Raw genomic sequence first — 23,187 nt, forward strand, 5'->3', positions numbered from 1 at the left:
CCCCTTTTGGTGGTGCGACGGACAACCGTCCGTCGTACCACCGCCTTGTCCGCATACGTTCGTCCCGCTGCGAGCCGCCGGGTCAACGGCGGCTCCTCATACGGGAGATCGGGGGTGTGCTCGTGCGCATCGGACTGGTGACGGAGGGTGGCTATCCGTATGTGAGCGGTGACGCCGGACTCTGGTGCGACCGGCTCGTACGCGGGCTCGGGCAGCACGAGTTCGACATCTACGCGCTCAGCCGCACCGAGCGCCAGGAGGACCAGGGCTGGGTCCAGCTGCCGCCCCAGGTCGGCCGCGTACGCACGGCACCGCTGTGGACGGCGCACAGCGACGGGGTGGTGTACGGACGCCGGGCCCGGCGCCGGTTCGCCGAGGTTTACGGGGAACTGGCGGCGGCGGTGTGCGGAGGCCCGGAAGCCGCGGGCGCGGAAGCATCCACCGAAGTCTCCGGGGACCCGGCGGACTCCGTCGGCGCCGAGGCGGACCGTTTCGCCGGCGCCCTGTACGGACTGGCCGAACTCGCCCGGGACGAGGGCGGACTGGCCGGCGCCCTGCGCTCCGAGAACGCGGTACGTGCCCTGGAACGCGCCTGTCGCGCACCCGGATCACTCCGTACGGCCCGCACCGCGCGCGTACCCGATCTGCTCACCGTCGCCGCGCACATCGAGCGCACCCTGCGCCCCCTCTCGCTGGACTGGTACGAGGACGACGCGCTCGGCTCGGCCGACCTCTGCCACGCCGCGGCCGGCGGAGCGGCGGCGCTGCCCGGCCTCCTCGCCCGGCACTTCCTCGGCGTCCCCCTGCTGGTCACCGAGTACGGCGTGCAGTTGCGGGCGCACTACCTGGCCGCCGCGACCCTCGAAGAGGCCCCCGCCGTCCGGGCGCTGCTCGCCGCGTTCCACGGCCGGCTCGCCACCGAGGTCTACCGCGCGGCCGCGCTCATCACGCCCGGCAACGCGCACGCCCGCCGCTGGCAGGAGCGCTGTGGCGCCGACCGCGCCAAGCTGCGCACCGTCCACCCCGGCATGGAGGCCGCGCGCTTCGCGGACGTCGGGGAGGGCACGCGGGGCAGCCGGTGCGCGGACCCCGACACGCTGGTGTGGGTCGGCCGCGTCGAACCGGCCAAGGACCTGATCTCCCTGCTGCACTCCTTCGCCGAGATCCGCAAGGCCGAGCCGAAGACCCGGCTGCGGATCATCGGCGCCCCCGCCGGGGGCCCGGACGGAGCGACCTGTCTGGCCCACTGCAAGGCACTGGCCGCACAGCTCTTCCCCGACGAGGCGGAGGGGGTGCACGTGGTCGGCGACAACCCGGTCTCCTTCGAGGAGATCGGCGGACCGGAGATCCCGAGCCTCGCGGAGGCCTACGCCTGCGGAGCCCTGGTCGTCCTGTCCAGCGTCGTCGAGGGCTTCCCGGTCAGTCTCGTCGAGGCCATGCTCTGCGGCCGGGCCACCGTCTCCACGGACGTGGGCGCGGTCGTCGAGGTCATCGGCGGTACGGGGCTGGTGGTTCCGCCGCGCAATCCGCGGGCGCTCGCGGAAGCGTGCGTGGCACTGCTGCGCGACCCGGAGCGCCGTGAGCGTCTGGGCGCGGCCGCCCGCGCACGCGCCCTCGAACTCTTCACCGTCGAGCAGAACATCACGGCATTTCACGGCATTTACCTGGAGATCGTCTCGCACTCCCCGGTGCGTCGGGTCGTCGTGGACGAGGAGGGGGAACCGTTGCCCTTCGGCGTCCCCGCCGAGGCCCATGTGCCCGGCCGCTGGACCGTGCCCCGCCTCATGACCGCGGGGAGGCCGCGCTGGGCGGCGGGGTCACCGGTACGAGCCACCGTGCCAGTGCCAGTGCCAGTGCCAGTGCCAGTGCCCGTACCGGTGCCCGCGTCTGTACCAGTGCCCGTGCCAGTGGTGCCCGTGCCGATGCCCGTTTCCGTGGGGGAGGGCGCGTGACGATCGACAGCGCCGGACCGGGCGTCCCGGGCGGGCTCGACGGCCAGGGCGAACCGGACCTGCCCGCCACACCGACGAGCCCCGGCACCTGGGACGAGCGGTCGGTACGCGACACCGGTCCACTCCGCGACGGCGACTCGGCACACGGCGGCTCCCAAGGCGCCCGCGGGCCCGCCGGGCACCGCGGCGCGGTGGACCCCGTGAAAGCGCTGATGCACCGGCACCGCGAACTCTGCGCGCGGGCCGTGGACCCGCTGGAGATCGCGGCGGGTCTGGAGGCCCACGGAGTGACCGACCGGACCGCCGTGCGCTTCCGGCACCGGGACGTCTTCTCGCTCGCCGAGGAGATGTACGCCCGCGTGGCACGCGACGGCGAGTCCGCGCCCCGCACCGAGACCCCGGGACGCCCCGGCACGCACGCCTACTGGACGGCACTCGCCCTCGTGCCGGGGGCCCTCGGTACGGCCGTCGTCGTCGGGCTGCGGCTCACCGACGGGCAGCCGCGTCTCGCCGTCGCGGCGTTCGGCGCCCTGGCCATGACGGCGGGCCTGTGCCTCGCCCTCCGCCACGGACCCCTGAGCACCCGGCACCGCACGACGAACGCCGCACGCGCGTGGACCTGCTCGCTCATCGCGTACGCCCTCGTCGGCGACGGACTGCTGAGCGCCGGCCAGGGCGGCGGCCCGCACGGTCCCTGGCCCCTGGCCACCGCATCCGTGCTGGCCCTCTTCCTGGCCTGTGTCCCGGCGGCCTGGTGCGCCCACCTCTTCGCGGCCCGCGCCCGTCGCCGACTGGGCGCGAGCCGCGGCCTGGAGGAGTTCGCCGCCTCCGTACGCCCGCTGCTCCTCGGGGCGTTCGCCCTGTACCTGTGCGCACTGGTCGGACTGCTCGCACTGTGCGGGACGGCACTGGACGAGTCACCCGCCTACGCCGGAGCCGGTGCCCTCGGCGCACTGCTCCTGCTCGCCCGACTGCTGACGGCACGCGGCTTCACCCACGCCCCGGTCCGCGCGCTCGCCGGTGCGGGCGTGGCGGAGGCCACCGCCCTCGCCACGGTCTTCGCCGCACGTCTGCCCGGCTGCTCGTTCCTGGCCGCCCCCGTCGACAGCCTGGTCGGGGCGGCGGGACCCGGCGCGGTACCGGCCCTGGCCTGCGGGGCGGGCGCCCTCGTCCTACTCGTCCAGGCGACCCGCACCCTCACCCGCGCCTCGGCCCACGCCCTGCCCTGCGAGGCCCCATGAGCCGCGATCCGCGCCCCGGCGCACCGGGTCCGCAGGACCGGTGGCCCGAGCCCGCCCGAAACCGGCCCACGACGCCCCCACCGCCGTGAGCCCTCCCCGGCGTCCGGACAGCGTTCCGGATCCGGGCCCCTTCCCTCCCGCGGGGCCGACACCGCGGGCCCTCTTCACGACCTACGGCACCACCTCGAAGGAGACAGTCAGATGATCACCTCCCGAACCGGAGAATCCGCCCCGGGAGCCGCCCGATGAGGGTCCTGCTGATCGGAGCCAACGGCTACCTCGGCCGTTTCGTCGCCGACAGACTGCTCGCCGACCCGGCCGTGCAGCTCACCGCCCTCGGCCGGGGTGACGACGCCGACGTCCGGTTCGACCTCGCCTCGGGCAGCCCCGGCGCACTCACCCGCTTCCTGGACGCGGTGCACCCCGGAGTCGTCATCAACTGCGCGGGCGCCACCCGCGGCGGCGCCCGCGAACTGACCCGGCACAACACCGTCGCCGTCGCCACCGTCTGCGAGGCCCTGCGCCGCAGCGGCTGCGGCGCCCGGCTCGTCCAGATCGGCTGCGGCGCGGAGTACGGGCCCAGCCAGCCCGGTTCCTCGACCGCGGAGGACGCCGTCCCGCGCCCGGGCGGCCCGTACGGAGTGAGCAAACTCGCCGCGACCGAACTCGTCCTCGGCTCCGGCCTGGACGCCGTCGTGCTCCGCGTCTTCTCGCCCGCGGGACCCGGCACACCCGCCGGATCCCCGCTCGGCCGGCTCGCCGAAGCCCTGCGCCGCGCCATGCAGGCCAACGACGGCGAACTCAAACTCGGCGGCCTCGGCGTCCAGCGCGACTTCATCGACGTCCGCGATGTCGCCCGCGCCGTCCACGCCGCCTCCCTGTCCGCCGCGCAGGGCGTGATCAACATCGGCTCGGGCCGTGCCGTACGCCTCCGGGACACCGCAGCCGTCCTCGCCCGCGTGGCCGGCTACAGCGGAACCCTGCACGAACTCGACGGTCCGTCCGGCCCGTCCATGAGGGCGTCCATCGGCCACCCCCGCCCCGAGCCCGACCACGTGGCCCCGGTCGCGTACCCCTACCCGGACGGCTGCGGCAGCTGGCAGCAGGCCGACGTGCGCACCGCGCGCGACCGGCTCGGCTGGCGGCCCCGGATCAATCTCGAGGAATCCCTCGCCGATATCTGGATGGAGGCGGCATGTCGTATCTGACCAGCACCGCGACCGGCAGCGCGAGCACCGACTTAGGACTCGGCTTCGGCATCCCCGGCTATGCGCACCCCCTCGTCGCTCCCGTGGAATGGGACGAACTCACCCGCCCCGGCACCCCCTTGCACTGGGTCGTCCTGAACGTGGACAACGGTCCCGGAGCGAGACCCGACCCGCGCTGCCTGGAGGCCTCGGGACGGTTGCGCAACGCGGGCGTCCGGGTGCTGGGACACCTCGACGCCGCCTATGGAGCCCGCACCTTCGGCGAGATGACCTCCGACGCGCGCCGCTATCTCGACTGGTACCAGGCCGACGGATTCATCCTCGACCGCTGTCCCACCGAACGCGCCGCGCTCCCGGAGATCCGCCGCGCGGTCGGCGCGCTCCGCGCACTCCGCGACGGCGCCCACATCGTGCTGGGCCACGGCACCCACCCGCACCCGGGCTACGCCGAGAACGCCGACCAGCTGGTGACCTTCTCGGGCCCCTGGACCGAATACCGCTGGTCGCAGGTCGCCGAGTGGACCGCCGACTATCCCCCCGCGCGCTTCTGCCATTTCGTGCACGGTGTGCCGCGCGGCCACCTGGACGAGGCACTGCGCATCGCCCGCTGGCAGGGCGCTTCGACGATCTACTTCACCGACCGCTCCGATCACGGCGGGAGAGCCGACCCCTGGGAGACGATGCCCGGTTACTGGGACGAGATCGTCTCGCGGATCGGAACGGGTGTCTCGGAATGAAGAAGGGCGTGGCAGTGTTACGGGGAGAACAACTGTAGTGATTGACCGACCAACGGAGTCCCCGTGTCGCTGCCACCCCTGGTCGAGCCAGCCTCTGAGCTCACCGTAGACGAGGTCCGCAGGTACTCCCGCCACCTGATCATCCCCGATGTGGGCATGGACGGGCAGAAGCGGCTGAAGAACGCCAAGGTGCTCTGTGTGGGCGCCGGCGGCCTCGGATCGCCGGCACTGATGTACCTGGCCGCGGCGGGCGTCGGCACGCTCGGCATCGTGGAGTTCGACGAGGTCGACGAGTCGAACCTGCAGCGCCAGATCATCCACAGCCAGGCGGACATCGGCCGTTCCAAGGCCGAGTCCGCGCGCGATTCCGTGCTGGGCATCAACCCGTACGTGAACGTGGTCCTTCACGAAGTGCGGCTCGAGGCCGAGAACGTGATGGAGATCTTCAGCCAGTACGACCTGATCGTCGACGGCACGGACAACTTCGCGACCCGTTACCTGGTCAACGACGCGTGCGTGCTGCTCAACAAGCCGTACGTGTGGGGTTCGATCTACCGCTTCGACGGACAGGCCTCGGTCTTCTGGTCCGAGCACGGCCCCTGCTACCGCTGCCTCTACCCGGAGCCCCCGCCGCCGGGCATGGTCCCCTCCTGCGCCGAGGGCGGCGTCCTCGGCGTGCTGTGCGCGTCCATCGGCTCCATCCAGGTCAACGAGGCGATCAAGCTTCTCGCGGGCATCGGCGAGCCGCTCGTCGGCCGCCTGATGATCTACGACGCCCTGGAGATGCAGTACCGCCAGGTCAAGGTCCGCAAGGACCCGAACTGCGCGGTCTGCAGCGACCACCCCACCGTCACCGAGCTCATCGACTACGAGGCCTTCTGCGGCGTCGTGTCCGAGGAGGCGCAGGAGGCGGCCGCCGGCTCGACGATCACTCCCAAGCAGCTCAAGGAGTGGATCGACGACGGCGAGAACATCGAGATCATCGACGTCCGCGAGATCAACGAGTACGAGATCGTCTCGATCCCCGGTGCCAAACTGATCCCGAAGAACGAGTTCCTCATGGGCACCGCCCTGGCGACCCTGCCGCAGGACAAGAAGATCGTCCTGCACTGCAAGACGGGTGTCCGCAGTGCGGAGGTCCTCGCCGTCCTGAAGTCCGCCGGTTTCTCCGACGCGGTGCACGTCGGCGGCGGTGTGATCGGCTGGGTCCACCAGATCGAGCCCGACAAGCCGGTGTACTGACCGGCGGCCCGGCCCGCTCTTTCGACGGCGGGGGTTTCGCGGACCCGGTGTCCGTGAAACCCCCGCCGTCGTCATGAGCAGACCTTGCCGTCCTTGGGCACCGTCCCGTCCAGCAGATAGCTGTTCACGGTCGAGTCGACACAGTCGCTCCCACTCCCGTAGGCGCCATGGCCCTCGCCCTTCCAGGTGAGCTCCACGCCCACGCCCTTGCCGAGCTCGTCCGCCATCCTGCGGGCGCCCTCGTAGGGTGTCGCCGGGTCCCCGGTGTTGCCGACGACCAGGACGGGTCCGGCTCCCGGCGCACTGACCTCGGGGGTGTCGTACTGACCGGCCACCGGCCAGTCGTGGCACCAGCCCGCTGTGTCCCAGCCCATGAAGTCCCCGAAGACGGGCGAGATCTTCTCGAACTCGGGCAGCCGCTTCCTCGTCTCCTCGGGAGTCGGCCGCTCCTTGTCGTCCAAGCACGATATGACCCGTTGGGAATGTGTCGTCGTGCCGTAGTGCCCCGAGGCGTCGCGTTCGTTGTAGCCGTCGGCGAGCGTCAGCAGGGCCGAACCGTCCCCGCCCTCGGCGTCCTTCAGGGCTTCGGTGAGGCGCGGCCAGCCCTCCTTGCTGTAGAGCGGCAGCACGATGCCGGTGAGGGCCAGCGTCTGGCTGAGCTCGCGTCCGCCCGTGGTGGGCAGGGGCTTCGCGTCGATCCGCTTCAACAGGTCCGCGATCCTCCGGGAGCCCCGCTTCGGGTCCTGGCCGGTGGACTTGAGGTAGTCGTCCAGGGCGCGCTGGAAGCCCAGTGTCTGGTTCTTGGCGTGGCCCACGGTGTCGGCGCTCGGGTCGACGACCGCGTCCAGCACCAGGCGGCCCACGTTCTTCGGGAACAAGTGCGCGTACACACCGCCCAGTTCGGTGCCGTACGAGATGCCGAAGTAGTGCATCCGGCGGTCGCCGAGGACCTGGCGCATCAGGTCCATGTCGCGGGCCGTGTCGGTCGTCGAGACATGGGACATCAGCTTTCCGGCGGCCTTCGCGCAGCCCTTGCCGAAGTCCACGGCGTCCTTGAAGTACGCCGCTTCCTCGGCCGCGTCGTCCGGTGTGGCGTCCACCGACTCGGAGGCCTGGATCGCCTTGTCCCCGCGGCACCGCACACCTTCGCTGGCGGCCACCCCGCGCGGGTCCCAGCTCACCAGGTCGTAGCGGTCGTGAAGCGGGCCGACGACACTCTCGTACGACGGCATCGTGGAGATGCCCGAGCCGCCGGGGCCACCGAAGTTGAACAGGAGCGAGCCGACGCGCTTGCCCTGACCGCCGGTCGCCTTCGAGCGGATGAGCGCCAGGCCGATCGTCGCGCCGCCCGGCTTCGCGTAGTCCAGCGGCACCTTGAGCGTCGCGCACCGCCAGCCGCTCCCGGGCACGGGGGAGTCCGAAGTGCCTTTGCAGATGCCCCAGTCGAGCTTCTGTGAGGTGAGCGAGGCGGGCAGACCCGACGATCCGCCGGAAGCCGGCGCGGTGGCCGACGGTCCGTCACCGTTCTTCCCCTCGTCCTTGTTGCCGGCCGACGAGCCCCCGCCGCAGCCGGCCAGCAGCAACGCGGCGGCGGCCGCGGCCGTCCACCGTGCGAAACGTGTCATGAGTGTCCCCCTCGCCCGTGGTCCGCCCGAAGTCGCGGATCACATGCAGGCCATAGTAGGCGTCGGCAGCCGACCCCGCCGAGGCCTGTGGATAACGCTCTGACCTGCGACTTTCTAGGAACAGGCGGTGCCGGCCGACGGCACGGTGCCCTGTAGCAGATAGCCGTTCACCGCGCCCTGCACGCACTTGTTCTTGCTGTCGTACGCCCCGTGCCCCTGGCCCTTGTAGGTCAGCTCGACTCCGACGCCCTTGCCGAGCGCGTTCACCATCGCCCGAGCGCCCTCGTACGGCGTGGCGGGGTCGCCGGTGTTGCCGACGACGAGGATCGGTGCCGCGCCGGGAGCGCTGACGTCCGGGTGCTCGGCGGCTCCCGGCACGGCCCAGTCGGTGCAACTGACCATGCCCCAGGCCAGATAGTCGCCGAACAGCGGGGAGGCGGCCCGGAACTCAGGAACCTTCGACCGCACATAGTCCGCGGTGTAACGCGGCTTGTCGTCCGCGCAGTTGATGGAGATGTTCGCTGGGGTGATGTTGCTGTACTGGCCGTTCTCGCTGCGCCCGTTCATCGAGTCCGACAGCAGCATCAACACCTTGCCGTCGCCGTCGTACGCCTGCTGAAGTCCCTCCGTCAGGTACTCCCAGAAGTCCTTGGAGTACAGCGACTGCGCGATGCCGCTGGTCGCGGCCGTCTGCGTGAGCTGGCGCGGGAAGACGCCGGGGATCGGCTTCGCTTCGAGGTCCTTCAGCAGTTTGGCGATGCGGTCCTTGACGTCCTGCGGGGTGTCACCGATGGGGCAGTCCTCGACCTTCGAGGTGCAGTCCTCGGCGAAGTTGTCCAGCGCGAGCTGGAAGCCCTTGGCCTGCCCGAGGGAGCTCTGTTCCACGTTCTGCGTCGGGTCGACCACTCCGTCGAAGACGGCACGGCCCACGTTCTCGGGGAACAGGTGGGCGTAGACGCCGCCCAGTTCGGTGCCGTACGAGATGCCGAAATAGTGCAGCTTGTCGTCGCCGAGCACCTGCCGCATCAGGTCCATGTCGCGAGCCGCGTCCGTCGTGCGCACATGGGGGAGGACCTTGCCGGAGTTCTTCTCGCACGCCGCGTTGAACGTCCTGGTGTTCCGCAGGAGTTCCCGCTGTTCGGCGGCGTCGTCCGGAGTGCCGTCCTGCTGGAAGAACCTGTCGAGCTGCTGGTCGTTCTCGCACTTCACGCCCGCACTGCGGCCGACGCCCCGCGGGTCGAAACTCACCAGGTCGTAGCGGGTGCGCAGGGCCGCGTAGTCCTGTCCGAAGGCGGGCAGGGTGGTGACGCCCGAGCCGCCGGGGCCACCGAAGTTGAAGATGAGCGAGCCGATGCGCTTGCCCGGTTCGCCGCTGGCCTTCGCCCGGATCAGCGCGAGCCCGATCGTGTCGCCCTTGGGCTCGGACCAGTCGAGGGGCACCTTCAAGGTCGCGCACTGCCACTCCGTACCGCCGGGCAGAGGCGAGGGGGCGCTGCCACCGCCCTCGGCCTCGGACGGTGCCGGGCACGCCTTCCAGCTCAGTTTCTGTGCTGTCAGATCCTCGCCCTTCGAGTCACCGCTGCAGCCGGACACCCACGAGGTCAGCAGGACGGTGGTGACGGCCAGGGCTGCGGCGCGCCGCTGGGGCGGGTTCGGCATGTTCCCCATCCTGCGGGCGGGCGGGGTGGGGCGCTCGGGGCACGAGCCGTGTGGGTGAGGGGGCACCACGGGGCTCGCACCCGGTGGGCGCGGGGCAGGGACGAGACCGTCCGTACGCGGCTGGGCCGAGGAGCGTACGGACGGTCCCCGCGCGGACCCTAGAGCGCGCCCTTGCGCGTCAGATGGTTGAAGAACAGCCAGCCCGGCAGGACCGGGATCCACAGGGTCAGCAGCCGGTACAGCAGCACCGCGGGCGCCGCGACCTCCTTGGGGAGGCCGATGGCGATCAGGCCGACGGTGAGGGTCGCCTCGACCGCGCCGACACCGCCCGGGGTCGGCGCCGCCGAACCCAGCGCGTTTCCGGCGAGGAAGACGACGGCGACACTGGCGAGACTGAGCGAGGTCGTCTCCTCGTGGCCGAACGCGCGGACCGACGCGTCCAGGCACATCACGAAGCAGGCCGTCAGCAGCAGCATGCCGCCGATGCCGGTGACGAGCTTCTGCGGCCTCTGCAGCACGTCGAGCATGCGCGGGACGACGCCGGCGAACAGCGACCGCACGCGCGTGGAGACGAACTTGCGCAGCAGCGGCACCGACGTCACCACCAGGATGAGGACGGCGACCGTCAGCAGACCCGCGATGACCGTACGGGACGGCGACAGGGACGGTGTCTTCTCCGTACCGGTCAGGTAGCCGAAGGACAGCAGCATCAGGATGTGGCAGCCGAGCCCGAACAGCTGCGACGCGCCGACGCTCGCCACCGCGAGTCCCGGCCGTACCCCGGCACGCTGCAGGAAGCGCGTGTTGAGGGCGACGCCGCCGACCGCGGCGGGCGCCACGATCTTCACGAACGAGCCGGCGACCTGCGCCGCCGCGGTCCGCAGGAACGGCACCCGCTCGGGCACGAAGCCGAGCAGGCTCATCGCCGCCGCGAAATAGCTCAGCGCGGAGAACAGCACGGCCGCCGCGACCCAGCCCCACTCGGCGTTGTCGAAGAGGGTCCCGAACTGGATGTGGGTGAGCTGCGTCAGCAGGAAGTACGCGCCGATCGCTCCGGCGAAGACGCTGATCAGCGTGCGGGGCTTGACCCGCTCCAGGCGGGCCGGCTCGACGGGCGCCTGGGGCCTGATCAGCAGTACCTGGTGACGGATCTGGGTGAGCAGATCCTCCTCGCGCGCCTCGTCCAGGGCCTCGTCGATCGCCCGCTTCTCGGCGCGCTGCTCGGCGCGTACGGCCTTCTTGTCGGTCTTCTCCGGTACGGGCGGGACCGCTTCCGGCGCTTCCTCCGCCGCTGCCTCGGCGCGGGCGAGTCTGGCCTGCCGTGAGGCCTCCAGCACCGCCTCGCGTTCGCGCTGCGAGCGCTCCCGGGCGAGTTTGCGCAGCGTCGCGCGCGTGGAGCGCGTCAACGCGATCGGCTGGAGCATGGGCAGACAGTCCGCGACGGCGTCCGGGCCGAGCACGCCGACCGCCGACGCCACCGCGCGCTCGGCGCCCACACGGAGCCCGAGGGTGGTCACCAGCTGGGCGATGTCCATGCGCAGCAGCAGATCGCCCGCCGCGATCTCGCCGCCGCGCAGATCGGTGAGGATCACTTTGCCGGAACGATCCACCAGAATCGAGTCGCCCGCGAGCCGGCGGTGCGCGATGCGCCGGGACTGCAGCGCCTGCACCTGGTGCCAGGTGTCGCGCAGCAGATCGTCGGTGATCAGCTCGTCGGGCAGCGAGTCGAGGGTGTGACCGCCGGTGTGCTCGTAGACGAGCATCACGGCGTCCGGGCCCAGCTCGGAGGTCGCGATCAGCTTCGGCGCGTTGGCCCCGGCCGCGATGGCCGCGTACGCGAGGAGGGCTTCCTGCTCCAGGGCCTGGCGCAGCGACTGGAGGCTGCGGCGTGTGGTGATGCCGCGCAGCGTCAGACGGCGCCAGACGCGGTAGAAGAAGCCCTGCGCCTGCTGCTCGCGGTCGACGACCGTGACGTCCAGCGGCGGGCCGTCCTCCAGCGTGACGAAGTAGCGGCGGCCGCGGTCGCCGCTCTCCGCGGTCTCCGGCATCTCCTCGCGGGCCGCGCTGACCGGGTGGAAGCCGACGTGCCGAAGGCCCGCCATCAGCGTGCGTCCGGTCGGCCGCACGTTCGGTGAGCCGACCGCGTACAGCGTCCCGTAGGCGACGGTCCAGCCGATCAGCACCGTCAGGATGATCGAGAACGGGGTCGTGTAGCCGGTCACCAGCATGGAGAAGGCGTCGAGGAGCAGCACGACCCAGAGCACCCCGCGCCAGCGAGGTCTGCGGGACATGCCGACGGCCGTCATATAGGCGATGACCGGTGCGAGATAGCCGTGCACCGGGTCGGTGAGGGCGTGGATGTCACCCGGAGAGGGCTGGGTGAGCGCCTCCTGGATGGAGCCCGGGGCGCCCTTCGCGACCCAGAGGTCCGTGGCGAGGGTCACTCCGTGCGCGAGGACCGCGGCGAGGACGCCGTCGGCGATGCGCAGCCCGTCCCGCTTGATCAGCCGCTCGATGGCGAAAGCGACCGGCACCAGGAGGATGGCGATGCTCGACGCCAGCCCCGCGATCTTGATCAGCAGATCGGGTGCCTGCCCCGTGCCCTTGTTGATGTCCTGTTCGAGGCCCGAGGTGGTGCCGTGCGCGAACGCGGCGATGGCGAGCAGCACCACGATCGCGAGCACGCCCACCAGGAGCCGCATCAGGTCGGACGGGCGGTGCACGCGCGCGGGGAGCAGCGGTTCGTCGCCTTCGACCTCGTCGGCGTGGACCTCGTCGGCACAGTCGGTGTCCCGCTTGACCAGCCGCTCCTCGTCCCCGCGGGTCCGAGAGGGGGCTTCCTGGGCCTCAGGAGAGGTGTCCCCGGTCTCGCCGGAGTCCGTCCCGCTCGTCGCGGAGGAGGACCCGCTCGCCCCGTCTTGCGTTTCCTTCTCGCCCGCGCCGCCGGTGTCCGGGCGTGACGAGGCAGCGGAGGTCCCCTCCGCGTCTTCGGGGTGCACGCCCTGCTGCCTCATGGTCTCTTCTTGATCTCGTATCACCAGTCACCGCCCGCACGATGGTGGCATGCCCGACCGACACACGGGGGCATCAGGGTGCAAATGCGGGGCGCGCAATCTGCTACAAGCGTCACTCCGTGGCGAGGAATATGCACAGCCTCCGCCGCGGCACATTGTCGGTGGGGTGGGGCAGGATGGGTCGGATGAGCGAGGAGAGCCTTCCGGCGGACGCCCTGCCGGAGTACGCGGAGCGGGTCCTCGACGTCGCCGAGCTGATCCCGCCCGGCCGCGTCATGACGTACGGCGACATCGCCGAATGGCTGGAAGTGGGCGGGCCGCGCCAGGTGGGCCGGGTGCTGGCCCTCTACGGAGGAGCGGTTCCGTGGTGGCGTGTCATACGCGCCGACGGTGTGCTGCTCCCCGGCCACGAACTGGACGCGCTGGCCCACTACCGCGCCGAGGGAACGCCTCTCAAGGAGGCGAGCCGGGCCTCCGATGGGCATCTGCCACGCGTCGACATGAGACGGGCCCGATGGGACGGCGGCGAACGCGCGGAAGGTCACACCTGACAGCTTCGGGCATTCACGGGGCCGAAGGGGAAAGCGAGGCCCGTATGAGGGAAACGAGGCACATCCGTGACATGCCGTACGTTCGTGAAGGACGGGACGCACGTGGCGTGAGGGAAGAATCGGAAGCCCTCCTTCCGTGAACCGCACCGGCGTAGCGTCATCGGCACGCGTCCCCCTCACCCCGCGGTCACCGCCCTCCACACGCGGCAGTCCGCCAATCCGTACGACCACCAGGACCGGCGAACCACGTGAGCTCCACTTCTTCCACCAGGCGCCTGACGCACCCATCGGTGCGCCAGGGGGCCCGCGGTGCGTACCGGCTGGTGCGCACCTTGCAGGCCCGGATGGATCCCCCTCGTCTTGACGCAGCCCAGCGCGCGGTGGTTGACCACGGGAGCGGTCCACTGCTCGTGCTCGCGGGTCCCGGTACGGGCAAGACGACCACGCTCGTCGAATCCGTGGCCGCCCGGATCGAACGGGGCGGCGACCCGGAACGCGTCCTGGTGCTCACGTTCAGCCGCAAGGCGGCCGTCGAGCTGCGCGACCGTATGGCGCTGCGCATAGGAGCCGCCCGCGCGCCCAGGGCCACCACGTTCCACTCCTTCTGCTACGCCCTGATCCGCGCCCACCAGGACAGCGACCTGTTCGCGGAGCCCCTGCGGCTGCTGTCCGGCCCCGAGCAGGACGTCGCCGTACGCGAGCTGCTCGCGGGCCAGCCCGACCTGGAGCGGCTGGGTCTCGCCCATGTGCGCTGGCCGGACGAACTGCGCGCCTGCCTGACCACGCGCGGCTTCGCGGACGAGGTCCGCGCGGTCCTCGCCCGCAGCCGGGAACTCGGGCTCGGCCCCGACGCCCTGGAGGCCTTCGCGCGGCGCATCGGCCGCCCGGACTGGGGCGCGGCGGCCGCCTTCCTCGCCGAGTACCTCGACGTCCTCGACATGCAAGGAGTCCTCGACTACGCGGAACTGGTCCACCGCGCGGTGCTCCTCGCCAGGCGCCCCGAGGTCGCCGAGCGGCTCACGGCGCAGTACGACGCCGTCTACGTGGACGAGTACCAGGACACCGACCCCGCGCAGGTGCGGCTGCTGCGCGGCCTCGCCGGCGGCGGGCGCACCCTCGTCGCCTTCGGCGACCCCGACCAGTCGATCTACACCTTCCGCGGCGCCGACGTGAACGGCATCCTGGACTTCCCCGAGGCCTTCCCGCGCGTGGACGGCCGTCCGGCTCCGGTCGAGGTCCTCGGGACGTCCCGCCGCTCGGGCGCCGACCTGCTGGCCGCCACCCGCCGGCTCACCCAGCGCATGCCGCTGACCCGCCTGCCGGCGCAGAAGGTGCGCGCCCACCGCGAGCTGTCCCCGGTACGGGACGGGGGACACGTCGAGGTCTACACGTACCCGACGTCCGGCACGGAGCTCGACAACATCGCGGACATCCTGCGCCGCGCCCACCTGGAGGACGGTGTGCCCTGGGGCGAGATGGCCGTCCTGGTGCGCGCCGGTTCCCGGACGATCCCCACGATCCGGCGGGCGCTCACCTCGGCGGGCGTGCCCCTCGACATCGACGGCGACGATCTGCCCCTGCGGCACGAACCCGCCGTCGCGCCGCTGCTGACCGCGCTGCGGGCGGTGGCCCGGGCGGAGACGGGCGCGGACGGGGCGCCCGGTGCCGACGCCGACCCGCGCACCGACGCCGACCCGCGTGCCGAGACCGACCCGCGTAGCGACACCGATCCGCGTGCCGACACCGGCCCGCGGGAGGACACCGCCGACGTCCGCGTCGCGTCCTGGCTCGACACCGAGACCGCGCTCACCCTCCTCGCCTCGCCTCTCGCGAGCATGGACGCCGCTGACCTGCGGCGCCTGGGGCGGGCGCTGCGGGAGGAGGAGCGCGCCGGCGGAAACCTCGTACCACCGCCGTCCGACGTCCTGCTCGCCCGCGCCCTGGCCGAGCCGGAGCGGCTCGTCGCGCACGACCCCGCGTACGCGCGAGGGGCCCAGCGCCTCGGCGCGCTGCTGCGCAAGGCGCGTGAGCGTCTCGCCGGCGGCGGGACGGCCGAGGAGGCCCTCTGGGACCTGTGGGACGGCACACCGTGGCCGCAGCGCCTGGAGCGGGCCGCCCGGCGCGGCGGCGCGGCCGGACGCAACGCCGACCGGGACCTCGACGCCGTGTGCGCGCTGTTCGCGACCGCCGGACGCGCGGAGGAGCGCACCGGAGGCCGTGGCGCCCTGAACTTCCTGGAAGAGATCGACGCCGAGGACATCGCGGCCGACACGCTCACCCGCAGGGCCGTACGCCCCGATGCCGTACGCCTGATGACGGCACACCGCTCCAAGGGCCTGGAGTGGCGCCTCGTCGTCGTCGCGGGCGTCCAGGAGGGACTGTGGCCGGATCTGCGCCGCCGCGGTTCCCTGCTGGAGGCCGACCGCATCGGGCGGGACGGCCTCGCCGAACCCCTCACACCCGGGGCACTCCTCTCCGAGGAACGCCGGCTGTTCTACGTGGCCGCCACACGCGCGCGTGAACGGCTCGTCGTGACCGCGGTGAAGGCGCCTGCCGACGACGGCGACCAGCCCTCCCGCTTCCTCACCGAACTCGGCGTCGAACCCAAGGACGTGACCGGCCGCCCGCGCCGCCCCCTCGCCGTCGCCCCGCTGGTCGCCGAGCTGCGCGCCACCACGGTCGACCCACGCGTCTCGGACAGCCTCAGGCAGGCCGCGGCCCGCCGCCTCGCCCGGCTCGCCGCGCTCGCCGACGAGGACGGCCGCCCACTGGTCCCCTCCGCGCACCCCTACCGCTGGTGGGGCATGTACGAGCCGACGGAGAGCAAGGTCCCGCTGCGCGACCGCGACCAGCCCGTCGTGCTCTCCGGCAGCGCCCTCGACCAACTCGCCAACACCTGCGCCCTGCAGTGGTTCCTGGGGCGGGAGGTGAAGGCCGACGCGCCCGCGACAGCCGCCCAGGGCTTCGGCAACGTGGTGCACGTCCTCGCCGACGAGGTCGCGTCCGGACGTACCCCCGCCGACCTCGACGTCCTCATGGAGCGCCTCGACTCCGTGTGGAACGCGCTCGCCTTCGACGCGCCCTGGAAGTCCGCGCAGGAGAAAGAGCACGCGCGCGTGGCGCTCGAACGCTTCCTGAAGTGGCACGTCATGGACCGCACCGGCCGTACGCCGGTGGCCAGCGAGCACGACTTCGACGTGACCCTCGAAGCGGGCTCCTACGAAGTACGCATCCGCGGCTCCATGGACCGCGTCGAGGCCGACACCGAGGGCCGCGCCTACGTGGTCGACTTCAAGACCGGCAAGCAGGCGCCGAGCGCCGCCGAGGTGACCCACCACCCGCAGCTCGCCGTCTACCAGCTCGCCGTCGGCGAAGGCGCGGTCGACGACGTCTTCGACGGCGTACGCCCCGAAGCGGGCGGTGCCGAACTGGTCCAGCTCCGCCAGGGCGCCGCCAAGAAGAACGGCGGCGAGACCCTCCCCAAGGTGCAGGCGCAGGAGCCGCTGGAAGGCGAATGGGTCGGCGACCTCCTGGCGAACGCCGCCGGCAAGGTCCTCGACGAACGGTTCTCGCCGACCACGGGACAACACTGCACGCACTGCTCCTTCCAGGCATCATGCAGCGCCCGGCCGGAGGGCCGGCAGGTGGTCGAGTAGACGGGTCCCGCAGCGGCGCGGAGCGGGGTCGGATCCCGGGTTCTCCGACGCTCGGCAGGTCGCCGGTTCAGGTGGGTCCGAAATCGGTGACGTCAGCGAGTGACGTACGGCACCACATGTGCTGACCTGCGATTCTTCAGCCCAGGGCGCAAATGTGGCCACCGCTGTCAGCGGACGCCGCTAGCCTCTGCGACATGCCCGCCCGTATCACCGACCCCGAACAGCTCAAGGAACTCCTCGGTATCCCGTTCACCCCGGAACAGACGGACTGCATCACCGCGGAGCCGGCCCCGCAGGTGATCGTGGCCGGAGCCGGTTCGGGCAAGACCACGGTGATGGCGGCCCGCGTGGTGTGGCTCGTCGGCACCGGACAGGTCGCCCCCGAGCAGGTCCTCGGTCTGACGTTCACCAACAAGGCGGCCGGCGAACTCGCCGAGCGCGTCCGCAAGGCGCTCGTCAAGGCGGGCGTCACCGACCCGGACGTCATCGACCCCGACAACCCGCCGGGCGAGCCGGTCATCTCCACCTACCACGCCTTCGCGGGACGCCTGCTCACCGACCACGGCCTGCGCATCGGGCTCGAACCGACGTCACGGCTGCTCGCCGACGCCACCCGCTACCAGCTCGCCGCGCGCGTGCTGCGTGAGGCGACCGGCCCGTATCCGGCGCTGACCCGATCCTTCCCGGACCTGGTCGGCGACCTCCTGACCCTCGACTCCGAGCTCGCCGAACACCTCGTACGGGCGGAGGACCTGCGCGCCTACGACGCCGAACTGCTGCGCACCCTGGAGAGCGCCGAACTCACCAACGCGGACCTGCGCAAGGTCCCCGAGGCCGCCGCCGCCCGGCGGGAACTCGCCGAGCTGGTGGGCCGTTACCGGGCGGCGAAACGCGAGCGCGACCTCCTCGACTTCGGCGACCAGATCGCCCTCTCGGCCACCCTGGCCAGTACCCGTCCCGAGGTCGGGGAGATCCTGCGCGACGAGTTCCGGGTGGTCCTGCTGGACGAGTACCAGGACACGTCGGTGGCCCAGCGCGTCCTGCTCGCCGGACTCTTCGGCGCCGGCACGGGACACCCCGTGACCGCGGTCGGCGACCCCTGCCAGGCGATCTACGGCTGGCGCGGCGCCTCCGTGGCCAACCTCGACGACTTCCCCGAGCACTTCGCGCGCCCCGACGGCCGCCCCGCGACCCGTCAGTCGCTCAGCGAGAACCGCCGCAGCGGCGGCCGCCTCCTCGACCTCGCCAACGGCCTCGCGGAGCCCCTGCGCGCCATGCACGCGGGCGTGGAGGCCCTGCGGCCCGCCCCCGGAGCCGAGCGCGACGGCCTGGTGCGCTGCGCGCTGCTGCGCACCCACGCCGAGGAGATCGGCTGGCTCGCCGACTCCATCGCTCATCTCGTACGCACCGGAACGGCACCCGCCGAGATCGCCGTCCTGTGCCGCACCGCCACCGACTTCGCCGAGATCCAGGGCGCACTCGTCGCCCGTGACATCCCCGTCGAGGTGGTGGGTCTCTCCGGTCTGCTGCACCTGCCCGAGGTGGCCGACCTCGTGGCCGTCTGCGAGGTCCTCCAGGACCCGGGGGCGAACGCCTCCCTCGTCCGGCTGCTCACCGGTCCGCGCTGGCGGATCGGCCCGCGCGATCTGGCTCTCCTAGGGCGCCGCGCCCGTCTGCTCGTGTCCCACGCGCGCGCGGGGGCCGACGACGATCCGGACCGCAGGCTCGCCGCGGCCGTCGAGGGGGTCGACCCGGCCGAGGTGATATCGCTCGCGGACGCCCTCGACACGTTCCTGGAGACGCCCATCGAGGCCGCGAGGGACGACGACGGGCTGCCCTTCTCGCCGGACGCGCGGGTGCGCTTCGCGCGGCTCGCCACCGAACTGCGCGACCTGCGCCGCTCGCTCGCCGACCCGCTGATGGACGTCCTGCACCGGGTCCTCGCCGTCACCGGTCTCGAGGTGGAGCTCTCCGCGTCCCCGCACGCCCTGGCCGCCCGCCGCCGCGAGACCCTGTCGAACTTCCTGGACATCGCCGCGTCCTTCGCCTCCGGCGACGGCGAGGCGAGCCTGCTGGCCTTCCTCGGCTTCCTGCGCACCGCCGCGCAGTACGAGAAGGGCCTGGACAACGCCCTGCCCGGCGGCGAGAACACCGTCAAGGTGCTCACCGCGCACAAGTCCAAGGGCCTGGAGTGGGACGTGGTCGCCGTCCCCGGTCTCGTCAACGGCACCTTTCCCAGCAGCCAGGGCCGCGAGAAATGGACCTCCCAGGGCAAGGTCCTGCCGCATGAGCTGCGCGGCGACGCCGACACACTGCCCGACATCGAAGCCTGGAACGCGAAGGGCATCAAGGCTTTCCACGAGGCCATGAAGGACCACCAGCACACCGAGGAACTGCGCCTCGGCTATGTCACGTTCACCCGCCCCCGTTCGCTCCTGCTCGGATCCGGCCACTGGTGGGGCCCCTCCCAGAAGAGGACGCGCGGCCCCTCGGACTTCCTGCACGCCCTGTACGACCACTGCGCGGCCGGACACGGCGAGATCGAGGTCTGGGCGGACCAGCCGGCGGAGGACGAGGGGAACCCGGCCCTGCACGAGGCGGCCGCCGACCATGCCTGGCCGCTCCCGCTCGACGACGCGGCCCTCGCCCTGCGTCGCGCGGCGGCGGAGACCGTACTCGCCCACCTGGAGCTGGTCGCGTCCCACGACGAGGCCCACCCGGGGGCCGACGGACATCGGCGAGCGGCCGTCCACGACCCCTCCTCGTACGACGACCCGGAGTGGCCGCCGCCGTCGCGGGACGGCATCCCTCCGTACGACGAGGACGACCTCCCCGAAGACGAGTTCTTCGAAGACGGGCTCTCCGAGGACGGCTTTCCAGAGGACCGCCTCCCGGAGGGCGACCTCGCCGATACCGCCCTGCCCGAGGGCGACGACTCCGACTGGGACTCCTGGACGACGGAACGACCGGGAAAGCGACCGGCCGCCGGCCCGAGCGGCCGCCCGACGGTGCCGCACCAGGCCCAGGGCCCGGCCCCGGCGCCCCGCCCCTACCCCCAGGAGACCGGGAGCGAGCGCCTCACGCCCGAAGAGGCCCGCACCCTCGCCTCCTGGGACCGCGACCTGGACGCGCTGACCGGAGAACTCCTGCGCGCCCGCGCGACCGTCACCCACGTACCCCTGCCGGCCTCGCTCACCGCCTCCCAGCTGCTGCGCATGGCCGCCGACCCGGACGGCTTCGCACAGGAACTCGCACGCCCCATGCCGCGCCCCCCGCAGCCCGCCGCACGCCGGGGCACGCGCTTCCACGCCTGGGTGGAGTCCCGCTTCGAAGAGCTGCGGCTGCCGATGCTCGACCCCGAGGAGCTGCCCGGCAGCGAGACGGAGATCGCCGACGAGCGTGACCTGGAAGCCCTGAAGGACGCCTTCGAACGCACTCCCTACGCACACCGCACCCCGTACCGAGTCGAGGTGCCCTTCCAGCTCGCGATCGCCGGCCGCGTCGTCCGCGGCCGGATCGACGCCGTCTACAGGAACGGCGACGGCGACGGGACGACGTACGAGATCGTCGACTGGAAGACCGGCCACGGCCGCACCGCCGACCCGCTCCAGCTCGCGCTGTACCGACTGGGCTGGGCCGAGCGCCAGGGTGTGCCCCTGGAATCCGTCACGGCCGCTTTCCTGTACGTCCGCGACGGCGAGCTCGTACGACCGGACGAGCTCCCGGACCGTGCCGCGCTGGAGCGGCTGCTCACCGAGGACCCGGCGGGCCCGCAGGACGGGGCTCCCGGACAACCGCCGGACGAACACGCCTCTGTGGGCGGATAGGCTCAGGAACATGAGCAAGCCCGTTGACAACGCCGTCAGCACCGTCCGTACGTACATCGGGACCCACCGCGCCGCCTTCCTCGACGACCTCGCGGAGTGGCTGCGCATCCCCTCGGTATCGGCTCAGCCCGACCACGCCGCGGACGTGGCACGCAGCGCCGACTGGCTCGCCGCCAAACTCCGGGAGACCGGCTTCCCGACCAGCGAGATCTGGCCGACCGCGGGCGCCCCGGCCGTTTTCGCCGAATGGCCCTCCGAGAACCCCGACGCACCCACGGTCCTCGTCTACGGGCACCACGACGTGCAGCCCGCCGCCCGCGAGGACGGCTGGGACACCGATCCCTTCGAGCCGGTCGTCCGCGGAAACCGCCTCCACGCGCGCGGGGCCGCGGACGACAAGGGCCAGGTGTTCTTTCACACACTCGGCGTCCGGGCCCACCTCGCCGCCACCGGGCGCACCGCCCCGGCCGTGCACCTCAAACTGCTCATCGAGGGCGAGGAGGAGTCCAGCTCCCCGCACTTCCGCGACCTCGTCGAAAAGCACGCCGAGCGACTCGCCGCCGACGCCGTGATCGTCTCCGACACCGGCATGTGGTCCGAGGACACCCCCACGGTCTGCACGGGCATGCGGGGCCTCGCCGAGTGCGAGATCGTCCTGCACGGGCCCGGGCAGGACATCCACTCCGGGTCCTTCGGGGGTGCCGTGCCCAACCCGGCCACCGCGGTCGCCCGCCTGGTCGCGGCCCTGCACGACGAGCACGCGCGCGTGGCCGTACCCGGCTTCTACGAAGGCATCACCGAACTCACCGACCGCGAGCGCGAACTCTTCGCCGAGCTGCCCTTCGACGAGGAGCGGTGGCTGCGCACGGCCAGGTCGACGGCCACCCACGGAGAGGCCGGTCACACCACCCTGGAGCGCGTCTGGGCCCGCCCGACCGCCGAGGTCAACGGCATCGGCGGCGGCTACCAGGGCGCCGGCAGCAAGACGGTCATCCCGTCCTCGGCCCTGGTGAAGCTCTCCTTCCGGCTGGTCGCCGGGCAGGACCCGGACCACATCGAGAAGGCCGTACGCGCCTGGGCGGCCGAGCAGGTGCCCGACGGCATCCGGCACGAGATCACGTTCGGCCCGGCCACGCGCCCGTGCCTGACACCACTGGACCACCCGGCCCTGCAGTCCGTCGTACGCGCCATGGGCCGAGCCTTCGAGCAGCCGATCCGCTACACCCGCGAGGGCGGCTCGGGACCGGCGGCCGACCTCCAGGAAGTCCTCGGTGCCCCGGTGCTCTTCCTGGGCATCTCCGTTCCCTCCGACGGCTGGCACGCCCCCAACGAGAAGGTCGAACTCGACCTCCTCATGAAGGGCGTCGAAACGACCGCCTACCTGTGGGGCGACCTGGCCGAGAACTGGCGCGACACACCCTGAACAAGCCGATTCACACCCTCAAGAGCGCACCGCACGCCCGTCCTGCTGAACCGCCCGCCGAAATAACCGTTCCACCGGGGGAGTTGGAAGCACCCGTGACCACCTGGACCGACCACAGCGCCGACCGTCCCATCTCGCTCACCGCTCCGAGCGGCATCGACCGGGCCGCCCATCACCGGCTCGACGAGGCCTGGCTCGCGGCGGCCTGGAGCCACCCCACGACCCGCGCCTTCGTGGTCTCCGGAGGTCAGGTGCTCATCGACGAGACGGCCGACGGCACCACCGAACTGCTGATGACGCCCTCCTTCGAGGCCCCCCTCACGGAGGCGCACCGCTATTTCCTGGGCACGGACGACGACGGGGTGAGCTACTTCGCACTCCAGAAGGACGCGCTTCCCGGCCGCATCGACCAGTCCGCCCGCCCGGCGGGCCTGCGTGAGGCCGGTCTCCTGCTGTCCCCGCGCGACGCCGGACTGATGGTGCACGCGGTCGCCCTGGAGAACTGGCAGCGACTGCACCGCTTCTGCTCCCGCTGTGGCGAGCGCACGGTCATCGCGGCCGCCGGCCACATCCGCCGCTGCCCCGCGTGCGGCGCCGAGCACTACCCGCGCACCGACCCGGCCGTGATCATGGCCGTCACGGACGACGAGGACCGCATCCTGCTCGGCCGCCAGGTGCACTGGCCCGAAGGCCGCTTCTCCACGCTCGCGGGCTTCGTCGAGCCCGGCGAGTCGATCGAGCAGTCCGTACGCCGCGAGGTCTTCGAAGAGGCGGGCGTCACGGTCGGCGCGGTCGAATACGTCGCCAGCCAGCCCTGGCCGTTCCCCTCCAGTCTCATGCTGGGCTTCATGGCCCGCGCCACCTCGTCGGAGATCAACGTCGACGGCGAGGAGATCCACGAGGCCCGCTGGTTCTCCCGGGAAGACCTGCGAGCCGCCTTCGAGTCCGGGGAAGTGCTGCCCCCCTACGGAATCTCGATCGCGGCCCGCCTGATCGAGCTCTGGTACGGCAAGCCCCTGCCGACGCGGGGGAACACCGCCTGAGGGCGCCCC

13 protein-coding genes are annotated in these 23,187 nt (G+C 72.1%); 10 read left to right on the forward strand and 3 right to left on the reverse strand.

Annotated elements, in window-relative coordinates:
• Positions 1-122 precede the first annotated feature (122 nt).
• From ACZ6KY_RS06285 to moeZ, 5 genes are all read left to right on the forward strand, one after another.
• The gene (locus tag ACZ6KY_RS06285) at positions 123-1,952 is read left to right on the forward strand and encodes a DUF3492 domain-containing protein (protein WP_469309392.1); all 1,830 of its coding nucleotides are present in this window, start codon (positions 123-125) and stop codon (positions 1,950-1,952) included.
• 212 nt (positions 1,953-2,164) lie between these two features.
• On the forward strand, positions 2,165-3,193 hold the full coding sequence (locus ACZ6KY_RS06290) for a hypothetical protein (RefSeq protein WP_469309393.1): 1,029 nt from the start codon (positions 2,165-2,167) through the stop codon (positions 3,191-3,193).
• A gap of 245 nt (positions 3,194-3,438) precedes the next feature.
• The gene (locus ACZ6KY_RS06295; protein ID WP_469309153.1) at positions 3,439-4,401 is read left to right on the forward strand and encodes an NAD-dependent epimerase/dehydratase family protein; all 963 of its coding nucleotides are present in this window, start codon (positions 3,439-3,441) and stop codon (positions 4,399-4,401) included.
• A complete protein-coding gene (locus ACZ6KY_RS06300; protein ID WP_469309154.1) occupies positions 4,389-5,138 on the forward strand; it encodes a spherulation-specific family 4 protein in 750 nt (249 codons plus the stop codon). Before ACZ6KY_RS06295 ends, ACZ6KY_RS06300 begins: the two co-directional genes overlap by 13 nt.
• A 63-nt stretch (positions 5,139-5,201) precedes the next feature.
• Positions 5,202-6,380 (forward strand): adenylyltransferase/sulfurtransferase MoeZ, encoded by a 1,179-nt coding sequence (moeZ, locus tag ACZ6KY_RS06305; RefSeq protein ID WP_469309155.1) that lies wholly within the window; start codon positions 5,202-5,204, stop codon positions 6,378-6,380.
• A 71-nt stretch (positions 6,381-6,451) separates the two neighbouring features.
• Here the strand turns inward: moeZ and ACZ6KY_RS06310 are convergent, their stop codons facing one another.
• From ACZ6KY_RS06310 to ACZ6KY_RS06320, 3 genes are all read right to left on the reverse strand, one after another.
• Complete coding sequence (locus ACZ6KY_RS06310) at positions 6,452-8,005, reverse strand: alpha/beta fold hydrolase (RefSeq protein WP_469309156.1); 1,554 nt, start codon at positions 8,003-8,005, stop codon at positions 6,452-6,454.
• A 114-nt stretch (positions 8,006-8,119) separates the two neighbouring features.
• The gene (locus tag ACZ6KY_RS06315) at positions 8,120-9,664 is read right to left on the reverse strand and encodes an alpha/beta hydrolase (protein WP_469309157.1); all 1,545 of its coding nucleotides are present in this window, start codon (positions 9,662-9,664) and stop codon (positions 8,120-8,122) included.
• 158 nt (positions 9,665-9,822) lie between these two features.
• Complete coding sequence (locus ACZ6KY_RS06320; RefSeq protein WP_469309158.1) at positions 9,823-12,678, reverse strand: lysylphosphatidylglycerol synthase transmembrane domain-containing protein; 2,856 nt, start codon at positions 12,676-12,678, stop codon at positions 9,823-9,825.
• 185 nt (positions 12,679-12,863) lie between these two features.
• Between ACZ6KY_RS06320 and ACZ6KY_RS06325 the strand changes: the two genes are divergently transcribed.
• From ACZ6KY_RS06325 to nudC, 5 genes are all read left to right on the forward strand, one after another.
• Positions 12,864-13,229 (forward strand): MGMT family protein, encoded by a 366-nt coding sequence (locus ACZ6KY_RS06325; protein WP_469309159.1) that lies wholly within the window; start codon positions 12,864-12,866, stop codon positions 13,227-13,229.
• 248 nt (positions 13,230-13,477) lie between these two features.
• Positions 13,478-16,885, forward strand: coding sequence for an ATP-dependent helicase (locus tag ACZ6KY_RS06330; RefSeq protein WP_469309160.1), 3,408 nt, complete (start codon positions 13,478-13,480; stop codon positions 16,883-16,885).
• A gap of 194 nt (positions 16,886-17,079) precedes the next feature.
• Positions 17,080-20,712 carry a UvrD-helicase domain-containing protein gene (locus ACZ6KY_RS06335; RefSeq protein WP_469309161.1) on the forward strand — a complete coding sequence of 1,211 codons (3,633 nt, stop codon included), beginning with the start codon at positions 17,080-17,082 and terminating at the stop codon, positions 20,710-20,712.
• Positions 20,713-20,722: 10 nt separating this feature from the next.
• Entirely contained in the window at positions 20,723-22,135 is a 1,413-nt protein-coding gene (locus tag ACZ6KY_RS06340) for a dipeptidase (protein ID WP_469309162.1), read from the forward strand.
• A 95-nt stretch (positions 22,136-22,230) separates the two neighbouring features.
• A complete protein-coding gene (gene nudC, locus ACZ6KY_RS06345) occupies positions 22,231-23,178 on the forward strand; it encodes an NAD(+) diphosphatase (RefSeq protein ID WP_469309163.1) in 948 nt (315 codons plus the stop codon).
• The last annotated feature ends 9 nt before the right edge of the window (positions 23,179-23,187 follow it).

Source organism: Streptomyces sp. NPDC042002 (genome assembly GCF_055588305.1).